Source organism: Rhodobacter ferrooxidans (assembly GCF_000176015.1).
GTDB classification, from domain to species: Bacteria; Pseudomonadota; Alphaproteobacteria; order Rhodobacterales; family Rhodobacteraceae; genus Pseudorhodobacter_B; species Pseudorhodobacter_B ferrooxidans.
In genome coordinates this window covers 109,234-127,138 of sequence record NZ_ACYY01000009.1, presented here as the reverse complement: position 1 = coordinate 127,138, position 17,905 = coordinate 109,234, and the positions used below count along the sequence as shown (strand labels likewise).

At 64.1% G+C, this 17,905-nt stretch carries 18 protein-coding genes; 14 read left to right on the top strand and 4 right to left on the bottom strand.

Annotated features, from left to right (window positions below):
• Nucleotides 1-54 precede the first annotated feature (54 nt).
• The 7 genes from RSW2DRAFT_RS08720 to RSW2DRAFT_RS08690 all read left to right on the top strand — a co-directional run bounded on the left by RSW2DRAFT_RS08720 (nt 55) and on the right by RSW2DRAFT_RS08690 (nt 7,513).
• On the top strand, nt 55-777 hold the full coding sequence (locus RSW2DRAFT_RS08720; protein WP_008030076.1) for a transporter substrate-binding domain-containing protein: 723 nt from the start codon (nt 55-57) through the stop codon (nt 775-777).
• A 60-nt stretch (nt 778-837) separates the two neighbouring features.
• On the top strand, nt 838-1,719 hold the full coding sequence (locus tag RSW2DRAFT_RS08715) for an ABC transporter permease (RefSeq protein WP_008030075.1): 882 nt from the start codon (nt 838-840) through the stop codon (nt 1,717-1,719).
• Between the two features lie 2 nt (nt 1,720-1,721).
• Nucleotides 1,722-2,549, top strand: coding sequence for an ABC transporter permease (locus tag RSW2DRAFT_RS08710; protein ID WP_040671870.1), 828 nt, complete (start codon nt 1,722-1,724; stop codon nt 2,547-2,549).
• Between the two features lie 200 nt (nt 2,550-2,749).
• On the top strand, nt 2,750-4,087 hold the full coding sequence (locus RSW2DRAFT_RS08705) for a glutamine synthetase family protein (protein ID WP_008030071.1): 1,338 nt from the start codon (nt 2,750-2,752) through the stop codon (nt 4,085-4,087).
• A gap of 68 nt (nt 4,088-4,155) precedes the next feature.
• Nucleotides 4,156-4,836, top strand: coding sequence for a type 1 glutamine amidotransferase (locus tag RSW2DRAFT_RS08700; protein WP_008030069.1), 681 nt, complete (start codon nt 4,156-4,158; stop codon nt 4,834-4,836).
• 23 nt (nt 4,837-4,859) lie between these two features.
• On the top strand, nt 4,860-6,215 hold the full coding sequence (locus tag RSW2DRAFT_RS08695; RefSeq protein WP_008030067.1) for a glutamine synthetase family protein: 1,356 nt from the start codon (nt 4,860-4,862) through the stop codon (nt 6,213-6,215).
• The gene (locus RSW2DRAFT_RS08690) at nt 6,212-7,513 is read left to right on the top strand and encodes an NAD(P)/FAD-dependent oxidoreductase (RefSeq protein WP_008030065.1); all 1,302 of its coding nucleotides are present in this window, start codon (nt 6,212-6,214) and stop codon (nt 7,511-7,513) included. The genes RSW2DRAFT_RS08695 and RSW2DRAFT_RS08690 overlap by 4 nt, the downstream gene beginning before the upstream one ends.
• A gap of 10 nt (nt 7,514-7,523) precedes the next feature.
• Here RSW2DRAFT_RS08690 and phaR read toward each other — a convergent pair whose 3' ends face one another.
• The 3 genes from phaR to phaC form a co-directional block, all read right to left on the bottom strand.
• On the bottom strand, nt 7,524-8,078 hold the full coding sequence (gene phaR / locus RSW2DRAFT_RS08685) for a polyhydroxyalkanoate synthesis repressor PhaR (RefSeq protein ID WP_008030063.1): 555 nt from the start codon (nt 8,076-8,078) through the stop codon (nt 7,524-7,526).
• A 141-nt stretch (nt 8,079-8,219) separates the two neighbouring features.
• Entirely contained in the window at nt 8,220-8,669 is a 450-nt protein-coding gene (locus RSW2DRAFT_RS08680; RefSeq protein ID WP_008030061.1) for a phasin family protein, read from the bottom strand.
• Between the two features lie 142 nt (nt 8,670-8,811).
• Nucleotides 8,812-10,605: a class I poly(R)-hydroxyalkanoic acid synthase gene (gene phaC, locus RSW2DRAFT_RS08675; protein WP_008030059.1), complete on the bottom strand. Its 1,794-nt coding sequence runs from the start codon at nt 10,603-10,605 to the stop codon at nt 8,812-8,814.
• A gap of 102 nt (nt 10,606-10,707) precedes the next feature.
• On the opposite strand from phaC, the gene phaZ reads away from it, so the two are divergent.
• Nucleotides 10,708-11,973, top strand: a complete 1,266-nt coding sequence (gene phaZ, locus RSW2DRAFT_RS08670) for a polyhydroxyalkanoate depolymerase (protein WP_008030057.1) — start codon at nt 10,708-10,710, stop codon at nt 11,971-11,973.
• Here the strand turns inward: phaZ and RSW2DRAFT_RS08665 are convergent.
• Nucleotides 11,965-12,723, bottom strand: coding sequence for an alpha/beta hydrolase (locus RSW2DRAFT_RS08665; protein WP_008030055.1), 759 nt, complete (start codon nt 12,721-12,723; stop codon nt 11,965-11,967). The two genes, phaZ and RSW2DRAFT_RS08665, sit on opposite strands and share 9 nt — an antisense overlap.
• A gap of 210 nt (nt 12,724-12,933) precedes the next feature.
• Between RSW2DRAFT_RS08665 and thrS the strand changes: the two genes are divergently transcribed.
• The 6 genes from thrS to RSW2DRAFT_RS08635 all read left to right on the top strand — a co-directional run bounded on the left by thrS (nt 12,934) and on the right by RSW2DRAFT_RS08635 (nt 17,905).
• On the top strand, nt 12,934-14,880 hold the full coding sequence (thrS, locus tag RSW2DRAFT_RS08660; RefSeq protein ID WP_008030053.1) for a threonine--tRNA ligase: 1,947 nt from the start codon (nt 12,934-12,936) through the stop codon (nt 14,878-14,880).
• Between the two features lie 211 nt (nt 14,881-15,091).
• Complete coding sequence (locus tag RSW2DRAFT_RS08655; protein ID WP_008030051.1) at nt 15,092-15,382, top strand: BufA1 family periplasmic bufferin-type metallophore; 291 nt, start codon at nt 15,092-15,094, stop codon at nt 15,380-15,382.
• 58 nt (nt 15,383-15,440) lie between these two features.
• Entirely contained in the window at nt 15,441-16,295 is an 855-nt protein-coding gene (gene bufB, locus RSW2DRAFT_RS08650; protein ID WP_008030048.1) for an MNIO family bufferin maturase, read from the top strand.
• Nucleotides 16,292-17,035: an HvfC/BufC N-terminal domain-containing protein gene (locus RSW2DRAFT_RS08645; RefSeq protein WP_008030046.1), complete on the top strand. Its 744-nt coding sequence runs from the start codon at nt 16,292-16,294 to the stop codon at nt 17,033-17,035. The genes bufB and RSW2DRAFT_RS08645 overlap by 4 nt, the downstream gene beginning before the upstream one ends.
• Before the next feature lie 29 nt (nt 17,036-17,064).
• Nucleotides 17,065-17,562, top strand: a complete 498-nt coding sequence (locus tag RSW2DRAFT_RS08640) for a DoxX family protein (RefSeq protein WP_040671884.1) — start codon at nt 17,065-17,067, stop codon at nt 17,560-17,562.
• 136 nt (nt 17,563-17,698) lie between these two features.
• Nucleotides 17,699-17,905: a cold-shock protein gene (locus RSW2DRAFT_RS08635; protein ID WP_008030044.1), complete on the top strand. Its 207-nt coding sequence runs from the start codon at nt 17,699-17,701 to the stop codon at nt 17,903-17,905.

Sequence of the window (17,905 nt, the reverse complement as noted above, 5' to 3'; positions counted from 1 at the left end):
TTCTGTCAGCGGGCGCGGCTTGAAAGACAACAACAACCACCAAGGGAGACCAAAATGAAGAAACTGCTTCTTGCCACCACGCTGCTGGCGCTGACGGCGGGCTTTGCCAGCGCCGATGTGGTGCGGCTGGCCACCGAGGGCGCTTACCCACCCTTCAACCTGATTGACGACAAGGGCGAGATTGGCGGGTTCGAGCGCGAGTTTGGCGACGAGATCTGCAAACGCGCCGCCCTGGAGTGCACCTGGTCCACCAACGAGTGGGACAGCATCATCCCCAACCTGCAATCGGGCAACTACGACGTGATCATCGCCGGCATGTCGATCACCGACGAGCGCAAGAAGGTCATCGACTTCTCGGACAACTACTATCCGCCGGTGCCGTCGGTCTATGTGGCCGCCAAGGCCGATGCCAACTACCAGACCGGCACGGTGGCGGCACAGGTGTCCACCATTCAGGCTGCTTTCATCGCCGCCTCGGGGGCGACGCTGCTGGAATACCCGACGCCGGATGAAACCGTGGCCGCAGTGCGCAACGGCGAGGCCGACGCGGTGTTTGCCGACTTCGACTATCTCAACCCGCTGGTCAAGGAATCGGGCGGCGCGCTGATGGTGGTGGGCGAGCCGGTGGCAATCGGTGGCGGCGTCGGGCTGGGCCTGCGCCAGTCGGACCAGGAGCTGAAGGGCAAGCTGAACGTGGCGATTGCCGCGATGAAGGCGGACGGCTCGCTGAACGCGATGATCGAGAAATACTTCGGGGCCGAAGGCCAGAAGTTCTGATCTGCCCCTGTCCCCCGGCCCCGGCGGTCGGGGGACAGTCTGCCGCATGGGACGTTTTGGATGTTTTCTGCCTGCGCCGACCCCAAGTCGATCGAGGGCCTGACGTGGCTCGGCTGCTACCTGACCTCGGGCAAGCATCTGGATTTCTACATGTCTTTCGCCACGGTGATGTTGCTGCTGGCGGTCACGGCCCCGGCGTCGATGCTGCTGGGCTTTGGTGGCGCGATGGCGGCCCGGTCGCAGGTGGCACCGCTGCGCTGGCTGGGCAAGGGCTACAGCGCCATGGTGCGCGGCGTGCCCGACATCGTGTATTTCCTGTTCTTCGTGATCGCGCTGGATCAGGGGTTCGAGATCGTCAAGCAGCAGTTCGTCTGCCCCGGCTGGGACCAGCCGGTGTTTCAGGGGCTGGAGTTTCACGTCTGCCCGGCGGCCAAGGTGCCGGTGGCGACGGCCTCGCCCTTCGTGTTTCAGGCTTACGGCTTTGGTCTGGCGGTGATCACCTTTGCCATCGTGTTCGGGGCCTTTGTCACCAACGTGCTGTATGGCGCGATGCAGGCGGTGCCGCGGGCGCAACTGGAAACCGCCGAAAGCTATGGCATGAGCCACGGCCAGGTGTTTCGCCGGATTCTGGTGCCGCAGATGTGGACCTATGCGCTGCCGGGATTGGCCAATCTGTGGATGATCCTGATCAAGGCAACGCCGCTGCTGTTTCTGCTGGGGGTCAAGGACATCGTCTATTACGCGCGCGAATTGGGCGGCACCAAGACCCAGGCCTATGACTATCCGCACCCGGACTGGCGGATTTTCTACTTTCTGGGGCTCTTGGTGTTCTATCTCTTGATGACCAAGGTTTCCGAGGTGGTGCTGGGGCGGCTGAGCGCGCGGCTGTCGCATGGTCAGGCCACCGCGGCGGGCGAGGCGATGCGGAAGGCCGCAACATGACCATGACCTGCGCGGAAACCTTCGCCGCCTATGCGCTGCGCTCGATCGGCATCGGGGAAAAGCTGCTGCCGAAAACCGATTTCACCCTGTGCCAGCAGTTCACCCTGATCGGGTCGGGGCTGATCTGGAACGTCTATTTCGGCTTTGTGGCGCTGGCCTTCGGGTTTTTTCTGGCCAATGCGCTGGCGCTGGCCAAGACCGCCCGCAGCCCGCTTTTACGCAAGCCGGCCGATTGGTTCGTGTTCGTGTTCCGCGGCTCGCCGTTGTTCATCCAGTTCTTTCTGGCCTATGAAACCCTGGTGCTGCTGCCGCGCAGCGGCATCAACGTGCTGGGGATGACGGTCGATACCTCGTGGCTGACCAAGGCCTGGGCCGGGGCGCTGATCGTGATGGTGCTGAACACCGCCGCCTATTCGGCCGAGATTTTCTACGGCGCGTTGCGGTCCATCCCCAAGGGCGATCTCGAGGCCGCCGATGCCTACGGGCTGACCGGCTGGCAAAGGTTTCGGCGCATCGAATGGCCCACCATGCTGCGGCTGGGCTGGCCCGGCTATACCAACGAGGCGATCTTTCTGCTGCAATCCTCGACGCTGGTGTATTTTTCCGGCTTTCCGGCGTTCCAGCAGCAGGGCGACGCGCTGTATTACGCCAACTACTTTGCCGACAAGACCTTCAACCCGTTCATCCCTTACCCCATCGTGGCGTTCTATTTCATCTGCCTGACGCTGGCGGTGATCTGGCTGTTCGGGCGGGTGAACCGCCACCTGAACCGCCACCTGCCGCAAAACATGCGCAGCAGAATTCGCTTGCGTCCGCAGGTGATCCGCTAGTATCGTTTATTTGATCAAATTCGCCGGGCCGTCGCCCGGAGTCGCGGTTGCGGCATCCCCTGCCCCGTCGGGCGGGCGCGGAAGGAAGGATCAAGACGGGAGAAAGGACCAAGGGCATGGTCCCCACCCCGCCAGCAGGCCGATGGTCTGATATGGCGCGGATGCGGAACGCCACGCCCCCGGCCTTCATGTGAGAGAGAATGAAAGACTGGCTGAGAAAGCACCCGCAGGTGCGCACCATCCGCGTGGCCGCCGCCGACCTGAACGGCCAGGCCCGTGGCAAGCGCATACCGGCGCGGTTTGCCGACAAGGTGGTGAAAGACGGCACGCGGTTCCCGTTTTCGGTGCTGAACCTCGACATCTGGGGCGAGGATATCGACGACAGCCCGCTGGTGTTCGAACAGGGTGATGCCGATGGCATCCTGCGCCCGACCGAGCGCGGCTTCATGCCGATGCCCTGGCTGGAGGCACCCACCGCCCTGCTGCCGATCTGGATGTTCCGCGAGAACGGCCAGCCCTATGAAGGCGACCCGCGCCATGCGCTGCGGGCGGTGGTGGACCGCTACAAGGCGCGCGGCCTGACCCCGGTCTGCGCCATGGAGTTGGAATTTTTCCTGATCGACGATTCCGGCAAGACCCTGCAAGTGCCGCCCAGCCCGCGTTCGGGCAAGCGGCGCAAGGCGGCGGAGACCCTGTCGATCCGCGCCTTGGACGCCTTTGATACCTTCTTCACCGACCTTTACGACGCCTGCGAGGCGATGGACATTCCGGCCGATACCTCGACCTCGGAAACCGGGCTGGGGCAGTTCGAGGTCAACCTTATGCATTGCGACGACGCCCTGCGCGCCGCCGACGATGCCTGGCTGTTCAAGATGCTGGTCAAAGGTCTGGCCCGCCGCCACGGCTTTGCCGCCAGTTTCATGGCCAAGCCCTACCCGGAATATTCCGGTTCCGGCCTGCACACGCATTTCTCGGTGCTGGACGAAAAGGGCGACAACGTGTTCGACAGCGGCGGCCCCAAGGGCACCGCGATGATGCGCCATGCCGTGGCGGGCTGCCTTGCCGCCATGCACGACGCCACGCTGATCTTCGCGCCGCACGCCAACAGCTATGACCGGCTGGTGCCGGGCAAGCACGCGCCCACAGCGATTTCATGGGGTTACGAGAACCGCACCTCGGCGATCCGCATCCCGGCGGGCAACCCGGCGGCGCGGCGGATCGAGCATCGGGTGGCGGGGGGCGATGTGAACCCCTATCTGATGCTGGCCGCCATCCTCGGCTCGGCGCTTTCGGGGATCGAGGATCAGGCCGAACCGGCGCCGCCGATCACCGGCAACGCCTATGCGGTGGAAGGCCTGCCGCATATTCCCGAAAGCTGGGAGGCCGCGATCGACGCCTTCGAGCAAAGAGATGTGCTGTCGCGGTTCCTGCCCAAGGAGCTGATCCGCAACTACGTGCTGACCAAGCGGCAGGAGCTGCACTACCTTGCCGAACTCAGCCCCGAGGAACAGGTCGAACTGTATCTCGACTCGGTCTGACCGATACCGCGCCCTTGCCGCAAGGCCGGGCGCGGGCTTAGGCTACTGCACCCAACCACGGACATCCCATGCTGATCGGCATCCTGCAAACCGGCCTCGCGCCCGACGCCCTGGCGGGCGAGATGGGCGATTACCCCGACATGTTCGCGCAGCTTCTGGCCGGGCGCGGCCTGACCTTCCGTACCTTTCGGGTGGTGGAGATGGAGTTTCCTTCGGACGTGCATCAGGCCGATGGCTGGCTGATCACCGGCTCGCGCCATGGGGCTTACGAGGATCTGCCGTTCATCAAGCCGCTGGAAGATTTCATCCGCAAGGCGATTGCGGAAAAGGTGCCGCTGGTCGGCATCTGCTTTGGCCATCAGATCGTGGCGCAGGCGCTGGGCGGCAAGGTCGAACGCCATGCGGGCGGCTGGGCGGTGGGGCCGACCGAGTATGATTTCGGCGGCCAGAAACTGACGCTGAACGCCTGGCACCGCGATCAGGTGACCGAACTGCCGCCGGGCGCCGAAGTGGTGGCCTGCAACGACTTCTGCCAGAACGCCGCGCTGGTTTACGGCGACCGGGCCTTTACCGTGCAGGCCCACCCCGAGTTTCGCGCGGCCTTTGTCGATGGCCTGATGCAGACCCGCGGCAAGGGCGTGGTGCCCGACGATCTGATGGCCGAAGCCACCGCCCGGCTTGGCACGCAGATCGACGATCAGGCGATTGCCGACCGGATCGCTGCATTTTTCAAACAGCCGCGTGGCTGAATTTTCCCGTCAGGAGAGGCACCATGGCCGACTGGACCGACAAACTGCCCGAACATACGCGCGACTACATCGCCGGGCGCCGGGTTGACGAGGTGGAATGTGTCATTGCCGACGTGGCCGGGGTGGCCCGCGGCAAGGCGATGCCCGCCTCGAAATTCGCGACGCAGAAAAGCTATTTCCTGCCGAACTCGATCTTCCTGCAAACCATCACCGGCGACTGGGCCGACAATCCGTTCGACGGTTTCACCGAACCCGACATGGTGCTGGTGCCGGATTTCAGCACCGCCACCGCAGCACCGTGGACCGCGGATGTGACCCTGCAGGTGATCCACGACGCGCATGACCAGCAGGGCAACCCGGTGCCGTTTGCGCCGCGCAATCTGCTGCGCCGCATCGTCGGGCTGTTCAACGCGCAAGGCTGGACCCCGGTGGTGGCGCCGGAGATGGAGTTTTTCCTGACCGCCCGCAACACCGACCCCAACATTCCGATCATCCCGCCGATCGGCCGCACCGGCAGGCGCGCCATGGCCAATCAGGCCTATTCCCTCAGCGCTATCGACGAATACGGCAAGGTGGTCGATGACATTTACGACTTCGCCGAAGCCCAGGGGCTGGAGATTGACGGCATCCTGCAAGAGGCAGGTGCTGCACAGGTCGAACTGAACCTCGCGCACGGCGATCCGGTGAAGCTGGCCGATGATGTGTTCTATTTCAAGCGGTTGATCCGCGAGGCGGCGATGCGGCACGACTGCTTTGCCACCTTCATGGCCAAGCCCATCGAGGGCGAGCCGGGCTCGGCCATGCACATCCACCATTCGGTGGTCGATACCAAGACCGGCAAGAACATCTTCAGCGACCGCAAGGGCGGCGAGACCGAGGCGTTTTTGCATTTCATCGCCGGGATGCAGAACCACCTGCCCGCCGCGGTGGCCTTGCTGGCGCCCTACGTCAACAGCTATCGCCGCTATGTGCCGGACTTTGCCGCGCCGATCAATCTGGAATGGGGCCGCGACAACCGCACCACCGGGCTGCGGGTGCCGGTGTCGGACCCCTCGGCGCGCCGGGTCGAAAACCGGCTGCCGGGGATGGATTGCAACCCCTATCTCGGCATCGCGGCCTCGCTGGCCTGCGGCTATCTGGGGCTGATGGAAGCCAAGCTGCCGCGCGCCGAATGTTCGGGCAACGCCTATTCGGGGTCGGACGAGTTGCCCTACAATCTGGGCGACGCGCTGGACGTGCTGGAAGAGGATCAGGCCTTCCGCGAGGTGATCGGCACCGAGTTCTGCACGGTCTATAACTCGGTGAAGCGCAATGAATACAAAGAGTTCCTGCAGGTCATCAGCCCCTGGGAACGCGAGCATCTGCTGTTGAACGTATGAACCTGCTGCACGTCAATGACCGCGCGGGGGGATACCCTGCGTCGTATTACGCGGCCACCGCGGCCCCTTTGGCGCCGTTTGCGCCGCTGCTGGGCGAGGTGCGCGCCGATGTCTGCGTGGTCGGCGGCGGCTATACCGGGCTGTCGGCGGCGCTGCATCTGGCGCAAGCCGGGTTGCGCGTGGTGCTGCTGGAGGCGCACCGCATAGGCTTTGGCGCCTCGGGGCGCAATGGCGGGCAGGTGGGGTCGGGGCAGCGGCTGGATCAGGTGGCCTTGGAAAAGCTGGTCGGGCGGACCGACGCGCACCGGCTGTGGGATCTGGCGGAAGAGTCCAAGGCGCTGCTGCGCGGGCTGATTGCCGATCACGCCATGCCCTGCACGTTTTACCCCGGCGTGGCGCATGCCTGCTGGACGGAAGCCCAGGCCCGCGACACCCATGCCTATGCCGAAAAACTGCACCGCGATTATGGCTATGACCAGTTGGAACCGCTGGACCGCCGGGGCATCCGCGCCCTGATCGGCTCGAAGGCCTTCCATGGTGGCGAGATCGACCATGGCGCCGGGCATGTGCATCCGCTGAACTATGCCATCGGGCTGGCGATGGCGGCGGCCAAGGCGGGGGCCACGATCCACGAGGCCAGCGAAGTGCTTGAAATCATTCCCGGTCCCAAGGTGGCCTTGCGCACCGCGACGGGGCGGGTGCTGGCGGATCATGTGATCCTGGCGTGCAACGGCTATCTGGGCGGGCTGGAGCCGAAGGTCGCCGCCAAGGTGATGCCGATCAACAATTTCATCGTCGCGACCGAGCCTTTGGGCGACCGGGCGGCGGAGATCCTGTCGCGCCCGGTGGCTGTGGCCGATACCAAATTCGTCGTCAACTACTGGCGCCTGTCCGAGGATAACCGGCTGCTGTTCGGCGGTGGCGAAAGCTATGGCTACCGCTTTCCCGACCTGATCAAGACGGTGCGCAAACCGCTGCTGGAGGTCTATCCGCAGCTTGCCGATACGAAGATCGACTATGCCTGGGGCGGCACCCTTGCCATTACCATGAACCGGCTGCCGTGTTTCACCAAGGCCCAGCCCAACATGCTGTCGGCCTCGGGCTATTCCGGCCATGGGGTGGCGCTGGCCACACTTGCGGGCAAGGTGCTGGCCGAGGCGGTGGCGGGGCAAGCCGCCAGTTTTGACCTGCTGGCCAGCCTGCCGCAGCCGCGTTTCCCCGGCGGCGCGGGCCTGCGCGAGCCGCTCTTGGTGCTGGCGATGACCTGGTATGCCTTGCGGGATCGGCTGGGGCTTTAGGCCCCGGCCATCAAAGCTTCGCCAGCTTTTTCTGCAACTCGGCCAGTTGCTTCTTGATGTCTGCCAGTTCTTCGCTGGCCACGGGGGCCGCATCGTCGGCGGCAGGCGCCGTGCCGGTCCAGCCGGGCACCGCCACCAGCAGGGTCTTCATGAAGGCTTCCTGCTGCTTGCGCATCGCCTCGAACCCCGGCACGGCGGCCAGCGGGTTGGGGATGGCCGACAGGTTCTCGATCATCTTGGTCTGGCCGGTGCGCAGCATCTCGAACGAGGCCGCCAGAAACGCCGGCACGATGCTTTGCACTTCCGAGGTGTAGCTGCGCACGAGGTCGGTCAGCACATCCACCGGCAGCACGGATTCACCCTTGCTTTCGTGCTCGGCCACGATCTGCAACAGGTATTGCCGCGTCAGGTCGTCGCCGGATTTCAGGTCGATGATCTGCACCTCGCGCCCGGTGCGGATGAAACCGGCAATATCCTCCAGCGTCACGTAATCGCTGGTCTCGGTGTTATAAAGACGGCGGCTCGCGTAGCGTTTGATCAGCAACGGCTTGTCGGCGTCGGCCATCTGGCCCCCCATGGTTTGTGCGCTTGCAGCAAGCTTAAGCCAGCCTTGGAAAAAAACAAGCAGACAAAAAGAAAGGGCGGGCACTTGGCCCGCCCCGCGCGTCCACACATCGGGAGGAAATGGGGTCGCGTGTTCGTCAGATCACTTCGCGGCGCTGGCCGCTTTCTTCACGGCCGAGGTGGCCTCGGTGGTGGCTTTCTTGACCGCGGCAGTGGTTTCTTCGGTCACGTCCTTGCCAGCCGCCAGCAGCAGCTCGACGGTTTCGACCTGCACCTTCTTGGCGATCTCGGCGAAGGCGGCCAGATTTTCAGCAGCCAGTTCAGCCGAGGCGGTGGCGAAGTCGGACACGGCCTTGGTGTAGTCGGTCGGGTCGGTCTTGGCTTTCGAAGCATCGCCCAGCTTGGCGATGGTTTCCTTGGCCCATTTGGTGCTGATCTCGGTCGATTTCTCGGCGGCTTCCAGCGCCACTTTCGAGAATTTCTCGGCCAGGGTGGCTTGGGTCTTGAAGGCGTTCTGCATGGCGGTCGCGTCGATCGGGAACGAGGCCATGGCGTCCTGGAAGACTTTGGTGAAATCGGTGGTTTTGGTCATTTTCAAACTCCATGTGGCGGGGCGGCAGTGCGTGTTGCGATGACAGATATATACATGCTGCACCGCAGCATTTCAAGTCTTTTTCTGCATTGCAGCATGAGCGACAGCCAAAAATGGCTGATGTCGGAATCTGTGCGTCAGATCAGGTATTTGGCACGGCCACCACATAGGTGCCGGGGGCGGGGGCCAGCACCGGGTTGGTCGAATCACCCGGAACGCGGGGCGGAACCTGCTTGCCCGAACGCTCCGCCAGCCACTTGCCCCAGCGCGGCCACCACGACTCTTTATGGAAGGTCGCCCCCTCGCGGAAGGCCTCGGGCGTGGTCAGGGCGGCATCGTTGGTGTAGTGGCCATACTTGTTCTTCGACGGCGGGTTGATGATGCCCGCGATATGGCCCGACTGCGACAGGATGAAGGTCTTGTCCTTCGACCCGAACCGCCGGATGCCCGCCATCGAGCCTTTCCAGGCCGCGATATGATCGGTATCGCAGGCCACGGCGAACACCGGCAGCTTGATATCCGCCGGGGCCACCATGCCGCCCAGCACGGGGAAAGCGCCGGTGGCAAACTCGTCGCGCTGGCACAGGCCGCGCAGATATTCCACCGCCATCCTGGCCGGCAGATTGGTGCCGTCGCCGTTCCAATACAGCAGGTCGAATGCCGGTGGCGCCTCGCCCATCATGTAGCTTTTGATCGCCGGCTGATAGATCAGGTCGTTCGAGCGCAAAAAGCTGAAGGTGCGCGACATGAAGGTCTTGTCGAGGATGCCATCGACCGCCACCTGCCGCTCGATCCCGTCCACGAAATCGTCGTTCAGGAACACGCCCACCTCGCCACGATCGGCAAAATCGGTCAGCGTGGTGAAGAAAGTGGCTGATTTCACCGACTTGTCGCCGGCCTTGGCCAGATGCGCCAGCGTCAGCGACAGCGTGGTGCCCGCGATGCAATAGCCCACGGCGTTGATCTGCTTCTCGCCGGTGATGCGGCGCACCTCGGCCATGGCTTGCAGGTAGCCGTCGCGGATATAGTCGTCCAGACCGACGTCGGCATAGGAGCTGTCGGGGTTGACCCACGACACTACGAACAGCGTAAACCCTTGATCGACAATCCATTTGATCAGACTGTTCTGCGGCTTCAGGTCCATGATGTAGAACTTGTTGATCCAGGGCGGAAAGATCAGCAAGGGCGTGGCATGCACGGTGGGCGTGCTGGGGGCATACTGGATCAGCTCCAGCATCCGGTTGCGATAGACCACGGCGCCGGGGCTGGTGGCCAGGTTCTTGCCGACGTGGAACGCCTCCTTGTCGGCCAGCGTCACCAGCAGGTTGCCATTGCTGGCCTCGATGTCGCGCACCAGGTTTTCCAGACCCTGCACCAGACTTTCGCCATCGGTTTCCACCGCACGCTCCAGCGCATCGGGGTTGGTGCCCAGAAAATTGGTCGGCGCGAACATGTCGACGATCTGGCGCGAGAAATATTCGATGCGCTTCTGATCCCCCGGCTCCAGGTTCGGCAGATCGGCCACCGCCCCGGTGATCGCCTCGGCGTTCAGCAGGTATTGCTGCTTGAGGTAGTTGAAGAACGGATGCGTCTCCCACAGCGGGTTGGCGAATCGCTTGTCGCGCGGGGTGGGGTCGGCGGGGGCCTTGAACTCGCCCTTGGCCAGCGCCGCCTGCGCCTCGACATAGTGTTTCAGGCTTTTGCCCCAGTAGGCGATCTGGTTTTCCAGAATCCGCCCGGGGTTCTGCATCATCTCGGCGACATAGGCCGCTGCGGCCTTCAAATACACGTCTTCGCCCGGCCCGCTTAACGCCGGATCGGCATTCTTGCGGTGGGTCAGCGCCAGCGTCAGCCGCTTGGACAACGTATCAAGCTTCACCAGATTGGCGTTCAATCGGTCCAGCCGGGCAACTGCGGCACTGTCTTCAGTTGTCATGTGTAGCTTTCCCCCCTATCGTCGCCGCTATGCAGCATAACGCCGCCGCACCCGCGGTCTTGCGACGTTATCGGCCAAGGCCCCTTTGGGCAAGGAGATGCAATGAAGTATATGGCGACTTACGACCTGATGGAAACCGCCCGCAACACCAACGAATGGTTGGGGGCGACCGCCCGGGCCATGGCCTCGTATCCGATGTTTGCACTGTCGATGAACCCGATGGTGCAACTGACGGCCGCCTGGGGCGAAGTGACCGAGCGCACCTTCGGGCGGATGATCGCCAAACCCGACTGGGGCATCCGCTCCATCGTCGGCCCCGATGGCACCGACCATCTGGTGGATATCCTGCCGGTGGTGAAAAAGCCGTTCGGCGATCTGGTGCAGTTCTTCGTGCGCCGCCGCGAACCGGCCAAGCGCCGGGTGCTGCTGGTGGCGCCGATGTCGGGGCATTACGCCACCCTGCTGCGTTCGACCGTCGCCAGCCTGCTGCCCGATTGCGACGTGTTCATCACCGACTGGCACAATGCGCGCGACATTCCGGTGTCGGCGGGCAAGTTCGATGTCGAGGATTACACGCTGTATCTGGCCGAGTTCATGCGCTTCATGGGGCCGGAAACCCATGTGATCGCCGTCTGTCAGCCGGTGCCGCTGGCGCTGGCCGCCACCGCCTATCTGGCCGCCGAAGACCCCGATGCCCAGCCGCGCAGCCTGACGCTGATCGGCGGGCCGGTCGATCCTGACGCCGCCGCCACCGACGTGACCGACTTTGGCCGCCGGGTGACCATGGGGCAGTTGGAGGAACTGGCGATCCAGCGCGTCGGCTTCAAGCACATGGGCGCCGGGCGGCTGGTCTATCCGGGGCTGTTGCAGTTGCAAAGCTTCATCTCGATGAACCGCGACCGCCATTCCAAGGCCTTCTCGGAACAGATCGTCCGCGTCGCCCGCGGCCAGGCCTCGGACCACGACGCCCACAACCGCTTTTACGACGAATATCTGGCGGTGATGGACATGACCGGCGAGTTTTACCTGTCCACCGTCGAGCGTATCTTCAAGGGCCGCGAGATTGCCGAGAACAAGTTCACCGTGGGCGGCAAGAAGGTCGATATCGGCGCGATCACCCAGGTCGCGGTGAAAACCGTCGAAGGCGCCAATGACGATATTTCCGCCCCCGGCCAATGCATTGCGGCGCTGAAATTGCTGACCGGGCTGCCCGACAGCAAGAAGGCCAGCCACGTCGAGCCGGGCGCCGGGCATTACGGCATCTTCGCCGGCAAAAGCTGGCGTTTGAACATCCGGCCGCTGGTGCTGAACTTCATCGACGCCAATTCCGGGGCGCCGGAGAAACCGGCCAAGGCTGCCTCAGCGTAACGGCTGCGGCGCTGCGGCCAGCACCTCGGCCAGCGCCGCCGCGATGGCGCCAAGGCAATCGGGTGTGGAAAACCGGTGGTCGGCGCCCTTGACCAGGGTCAGCCGGATGTCCGGTCCCTGCGCATGGTCGAACAGCCGCAGCGCCACCGCAGGCGGCACATCAGTGTCGGCGCTGCCCTGCAACAGCCGCACCGGGAACGGCAGCGACAAGGGTTGGCGCAGCACCAGATGGCGGCGGCCTTCTTCAATCAGGCGGCGGGTGATGATGTAAGGCGCGCCATAATCCGAGGGTAGCGCCACCTGGCCTTGGGCCAGTTCGGCCTTCTGGGCTTCGGAAAACCCGGCCCACATGCTGTCTTCGGTGAAATCCGGCGCAGCAGCAATGCCGACAAGCCCCGCGATCCGTTCGGGGTGCCTACGCGCCAATAGAAGGGCAATCCAGCCGCCCATCGACGAGCCGACCAGCACTTGGCGCTCCTCGGTCAGCGCCAGCGCCGCCTCTGCATCCTGCAGCCAATCACCAATCGCCCCGTCGCGGAAATCGCCGGAAGACTGGCCGTGGCCCGAGTAGTCAAAGCGCAAGAACGCCCGGCCCTGCGCCTCGGCCCAAGCCTGCAAAAACAACGCCTTGCTGCCCTGCATGTCGGAATTGAAGCCACCCAGAAACACCACCCCCGGCCCACGCCCAGGCGTCTGGTGATGCGCGATGCGGCGGCCTTGCGGCGTGACAAGGTAAGCGGGTTCGGTCATGCGGCTCTCGTTTTCCCAAGCCTTAGCGCAATCGCGCACGCCAATCCACCCGCTCCTCCGGCGTTCCCGCCGTCCTCGCTGCCTGCGCGGAGCAACCGGCAGGGCGCGACAAGCCCCCCGTTGACAATGCCGCGCCGCCCGCGCAAAACACCGCCACATAACCCGCAACCGGGCGTTTCGTGGACGCCAAACCGACGAGGATCGCCTGCGATGGCCCAGATCTCCCTCACTTTCCCCGATGGCAACCGCCGCGATTTCGCGCCCGGCGTCACCCCCGCCGAAGTCGCCGCCAGCATCTCGACCAGCCTGGCCAAAAAGGCGATCTCGGCCACGGTGGATGGCGCGCATCACGATCTGCAATGGCCGATCAACGCCGACGCCCGCATCGCCATCCACACCATGGCCGACGAGGCGCAGGCGCTGGAACTGATCCGGCATGACCTTGCGCATGTGATGGCCCGCGCCGTGCAGGAGCTTTGGCCGGATGTGAAGGTCACCATCGGCCCGGTGATCAAGGACGGTTGGTATTACGATTTTGACAGAATCGAACCTTTTACGCCCGAAGACCTTGGCGCCATCGAAAAGCGCATGAAGGAAATCATCAACTTGCGCGACGTTGTTCGCACCGAGGTCTGGGACCGACCGCGCGCAATTGCACATTACGAACAAAAGGGCGAACCCTTCAAGGTCGAGCTGATCCATGGCATCCCCGGCGACGAACCGCTGCGGATGTATTGGCACGGGCACTGGCAAGACCTCTGCCGCGGCCCGCATCTGCAACACACCGGCCAGCTTCCCGCCGATGCCTTCAAGCTGATGAGCGTCGCCGGGGCCTACTGGCGCGGCGATTCCAACCGGCCGATGCTGCAACGCATCTACGGCGTCGCCTTCAAGAACCGCGACGAGTTGAAGGCGCACCTGACGATGCTGGAAGAGGCCGCCAAGCGCGACCACCGCCGCCTGGGCAAGGAAATGGACCTGTTCCACCTGCAGGAAGAAGCCCCCGGCATGGTGTTCTGGCACCCCAACGGCTGGCAGGTCTGGCGCACGCTGGAAGACTATATGCGCCGCCGCCAGCGCGAGGCGGGCTACCGCGAGATCCGCACGCCGCAGGTGGTGGACCGGGTGCTGTGGGAACGCTCGGGCCATTGGGAGGCCTACCGCGAGAACATGTTCATCGTCGAGGTCGATGAGGAAGGCGCCAAGGAAAAGCGCATCAACGCGCTGAAACCGATGAACTGCCCCTGCCATGTTCAGGTTTATAATCAAGGGCTTAAATCCTACCGCGACCTGCCGCTGCGGCTGGCGGAATTCGGCGCCTGCCACCGTTATGAAAGCTCGGGTTCGATGCACGGCCTGATGCGGGTGCGCGGCTTTACCCAAGACGACGCGCATATCTTCTGCACTGAAGCCCAAATCGAAAGCGAATGTGCCGCCTTCATCGAGCTTTTGTCCTCGGTCTATCACGACCTTGGGTTCGAGAGTTTCGACATCAAGCTGTCCACCCGCCCCGAAGTGCGCATCGGCACCGACGAGGATTGGGACCGGGTCGAAACCGCCCTTGAGAACGCCATCAAGAAGGTCGGCCGCAGCTATGTGATCGACCCCGGCGAGGGCGCGTTCTACGGCCCCAAGCTGGACTTCAAGCTGACGGACGCCATCGGCCGCCAATGGCAATGCGGCACCTTCCAGGTTGACCCCAACCTGCCCAGCCGCCTTGGTGCCGAATACATCGGTGAGGATGGTGCGCGGCATCGCCCCTTCATGCTGCACCGCGCCATCCTGGGCAGTTTCGAACGCTTCCTTGGCATCCTGATCGAAAACTACGCCGGCAAACTGCCGTTCTGGCTGGCGCCGCGGCAGGTGGTGGTGGCGGGCATCGTCTCGGACGCCGACGCCTATGTGCACGAGGTCGTGGCCGAACTGCGCAAGGCTGGGGTGCGGGCCGAGGCCGACGTGCGCAACGAGAAGATCAACTACAAGGTCCGCGAACATTCGGTGGGAAAAGTTCCCGTGATCCTGGCCATCGGCATGAAGGAAGTCGAGGAGCGTTCTGTTTCAGTTCGCCGCCTTGGCGAAACCCGCACCGATAGCGAAAGCCTGACCGGGATCGTCGCCACCCTGGCCCACGAGGCCAAAGCGCCCGATCTGCGCTAGGTTCAACCTGCTGAAATCATGAGAAAAGCGCTGGAAACTCCGGCGCTTTTCGCAGTTTCCCCCAGTGTCGCGGCCCCGGGATGCGATGTTTCATCCGGTCACGCCCGCGTGGCTGACAGCGCTGTGACTGGTCCGTGATCGACCGGCGCGGTTAGGGTTGGAACTGTCGCAAAAGGCGACGCAACAACCAGATCGCAACAGGGAGAACCACATGTCGGATACCATTCGCACCTTGGCCGTCGCCACGGCGCTTGCCGCCGCTTTCGCCGGTCATGCCACCATCGCTTCGGCCGATGACGCCAAGGAGAAGTGCTTTGGCGTGGCGCTGGCCGGGCAAAACGATTGCGCGGCGGGGCCGGGCACCACCTGCGCCGGCACCTCGAAAGTCGACTATCAGGGCAATTCCTGGAAACTGGTGCCCGCCGGCACCTGCGTGACGATGGAACTGCCGGAGGGCCGCATGGGCAGCCTTGAGGCGCTGACGCGCGACATGGCCGGCTGACGCCTTTCCCCTTCCGGGCGCGGTTCCGGAAGGGGGCATTTGCCGCAGGAGACCCGCCATGCTTGACCACACCCGCCCCGCGTTCCTGCCGCCCCGCCCCGGCGCAGGCTTCAAACCGCAGCATTTCCCGGCGATCATGGCGGCGCCGTCGCCGGTGGAATGGCTTGAAATCCATGCGGAAAACTACATGGGAGAGGGCGGGCGGCCCCTGGCGCAACTGCGCGCGCTGGCCGAACGATTTGCGATTTCGCTGCACGGGGTCGGGCTGTCGATCGGCGGCGAGGGCGCGCTGGACGCCGCACATCTGGCACGGCTGAAGCATCTGTGCACCTGGTTGCAACCGGCCTGTTTTTCCGAACATCTGGCCTGGTCCAGCCATGACAACAGCTTTCTGAACGATCTGCTGCCGCTGCCCTATACCGCCGCCACGCTGACCCGGGTGGCCGATCATATCGACCAGGTGCAGACGGTGCTGGGGCGAAAGATGCTGCTGGAAAACCCCTCGGCCTATCTGGCCTTTGCCGAGGCCGAGATGGACGAGGTGACGTTTCTGGCCGAGATCGCCCGCCGCACCGGCTGTGGTCTGCTGCTGGATGTGAACAATGTGTATGTCTCGGCCAACAATCTCGGTTTCAACGCCTTGGGGTATATCGAGTCGTTTCCACATCATCTGGTGGGCGAGATTCATCTTGGTGGCCATGATCCGGATCTCGACAGCGACGGCACGCCGCTGCTGATCGACAGCCACGGCTGCCCGGTGGCCGATCCGGTGTGGCAGCTTTACGCCCGGACCCTGCAATTGGGCGGCGCGAAACCGACGTTGATCGAATGGGACAATGATGTGCCGGAATGGCCGGTGCTGGCTGGCGAGGCGGCGCTGGCGGCGCGATTGCTGGCCGGGGTGGCGGCATGAGCCAGTCGGTCTTTCGCACCGCCCTGCTGGACCCGGCGCACGCCACGCCGCCCGGCCTGCTGGACCGCCACGGCACCCCCGCCACCCGGCGTTTTGCGGTCTATCGCAACAATGTGGCCGTCAGTCTGACCGCGGCGCTGGAGACCGGCTTTCCGGTGTTGCGTCGGGTGCTGGGGGAAGAATTCTTCGCCGCCATGGCCGGGGTGTTCCTGCGGATGCATCCGCCCACCTCGCCGGTTTTGATGTTCTATGGCGCACAACTGCCGGATTTCCTGCACGAATTTCCACCCGTCGCCCATCTGCCATACCTGCCCGATCTGGCCCGGCTGGAGCTGGCGCTGCGCCAGTCCTACCATGCCGCCGATGCGGCGCCGTTGCCCGCCGCCACTTTGGCCGGCCTGTCGGCCGAGCGGTTTCTGGCCGCGCGGCTGCGGCTTGCGCCGGCGCTGCGGCTGATCCGGTCGCCCTGGCCGGTGTTTTCGATCTGGCGGGCCAACAGCGTGGCCGATGCGCCGCCGCCGCGGATGGCAGCGGAAAGCCTGCTGGTGCTGCGCCCCGATTTCGACCCGGAGCCGCATCTGCTGACCCCTGCGGCGGGCAGCTTTCTTGCGGCGCTACTGGCCGGGGAACCGGTCGCTCAGGCGCTGACCGCGGCGGGCCCGCAGCATGATCTGGCCGCAACCCTGGCCCTGTTGCGGCAGGGCGGCGGTATTGTCGGCCTGGTGGAGGATGACCTGTGAACCGCCTGATTTCCCTGCATGAAAATCTGATGCGGCGGCTTGCCTTGCTGGCACCGGTGGTGTTGCCGACACTGGCGCGGCTGGTGTTTGCCGCGGTGCTGGCGCGGTACTTCTGGAATTCGGCCGCAACCAAGCTGGCCGGGCCGCTGACGCCGACCGATGGCGCCTATATCCAGATCTTTCCGCGTCTGGTCGAGGAACTGGGCTATGATTTCGACCGGCTTGGCAGTTTTCACTGGCTGGTGGCAGTGCTGGGCGCCTGGGCCGAGTTTGCCTTGCCGGCGTTGATCGTGCTGGGGCTGGCCACCCGCATCGCGGCGCTGGGCATGATCATCTTCGTGCTGGTGCAAAGCCTGACCGACGTTCTCGGCCATGGCATCATGCTTGATGCCTGGTTCGACACCGCCTCTGACGGGCTGATCGCTGACCAGCGGGCGATGTGGGTGTTCCTGCTGACGGTGCCGATCCTGCTGGGGGCAGGCCCGCTGTCGCTGGACCGGGTGCTGCGCCGGATGACGGGCAGCTGAAACAACGCGCCGATCTTTGAGGCTTGATTTTTAGCGCGCTTTTGGCATGATTTTCCTTGTGAACCGGGTGTTCCCGCACCCGATAGCACGGCCCGTGGCAATTGCGCCTCGGGAGGATTGGTCAAGGAGTGACGGCATGCCGACGGGCACCGTGAAGTGGTTCAACAGCACCAAAGGTTACGGCTTTATTGCGCCGGATGACGGCGGCAAGGACGTGTTCGTCCATATCTCGGCGGTGGAACGCGCCGGGCTCAAGGGCTTGAACGACAACCAGAAAATCGGCTTCGAATTGCAGTCGGGCCGCGACGGCAAACAGTCTGCGGGCGATCTACGGCTGCTGTAA

Bases quoted from the DNA above. Each gene is read 5' to 3' on its own strand.
- thrS (WP_008030053.1), top strand. From the start codon at position 12,934: ATGGCCCAGATCTCCCTCACTTTCCCCGATGGCAACCGCCGCGATTTC.
- RSW2DRAFT_RS08710 (WP_040671870.1), top strand. From the start codon at position 1,722: ATGACCTGCGCGGAAACCTTCGCCGCCTATGCGCTGCGCTCGATCGGC.
- RSW2DRAFT_RS08695 (WP_008030067.1), top strand. From the start codon at position 4,860: ATGGCCGACTGGACCGACAAACTGCCCGAACATACGCGCGACTACATC.
- bufB (WP_008030048.1), top strand. From the start codon at position 15,441: ATGCTTGACCACACCCGCCCCGCGTTCCTGCCGCCCCGCCCCGGCGCA.
- RSW2DRAFT_RS08655 (WP_008030051.1), top strand. From the start codon at position 15,092: ATGTCGGATACCATTCGCACCTTGGCCGTCGCCACGGCGCTTGCCGCC.
- phaR (WP_008030063.1), bottom strand. From the start codon at position 8,078: ATGGCCGACGCCGACAAGCCGTTGCTGATCAAACGCTACGCGAGCCGC.
- RSW2DRAFT_RS08635 (WP_008030044.1), top strand. From the start codon at position 17,699: ATGCCGACGGGCACCGTGAAGTGGTTCAACAGCACCAAAGGTTACGGC.
- RSW2DRAFT_RS08680 (WP_008030061.1), bottom strand. From the start codon at position 8,669: ATGACCAAAACCACCGATTTCACCAAAGTCTTCCAGGACGCCATGGCC.
- RSW2DRAFT_RS08705 (WP_008030071.1), top strand. From the start codon at position 2,750: ATGAAAGACTGGCTGAGAAAGCACCCGCAGGTGCGCACCATCCGCGTG.
- RSW2DRAFT_RS08665 (WP_008030055.1), bottom strand. From the start codon at position 12,723: ATGACCGAACCCGCTTACCTTGTCACGCCGCAAGGCCGCCGCATCGCG.
- RSW2DRAFT_RS08715 (WP_008030075.1), top strand. From the start codon at position 838: ATGTTTTCTGCCTGCGCCGACCCCAAGTCGATCGAGGGCCTGACGTGG.
- RSW2DRAFT_RS08640 (WP_040671884.1), top strand. From the start codon at position 17,065: ATGCGGCGGCTTGCCTTGCTGGCACCGGTGGTGTTGCCGACACTGGCG.
- RSW2DRAFT_RS08720 (WP_008030076.1), top strand. From the start codon at position 55: ATGAAGAAACTGCTTCTTGCCACCACGCTGCTGGCGCTGACGGCGGGC.
- RSW2DRAFT_RS08690 (WP_008030065.1), top strand. From the start codon at position 6,212: ATGAACCTGCTGCACGTCAATGACCGCGCGGGGGGATACCCTGCGTCG.
- phaC (WP_008030059.1), bottom strand. From the start codon at position 10,605: ATGACAACTGAAGACAGTGCCGCAGTTGCCCGGCTGGACCGATTGAAC.
- phaZ (WP_008030057.1), top strand. From the start codon at position 10,708: ATGAAGTATATGGCGACTTACGACCTGATGGAAACCGCCCGCAACACC.
- RSW2DRAFT_RS08700 (WP_008030069.1), top strand. From the start codon at position 4,156: ATGCTGATCGGCATCCTGCAAACCGGCCTCGCGCCCGACGCCCTGGCG.
- RSW2DRAFT_RS08645 (WP_008030046.1), top strand. From the start codon at position 16,292: ATGAGCCAGTCGGTCTTTCGCACCGCCCTGCTGGACCCGGCGCACGCC.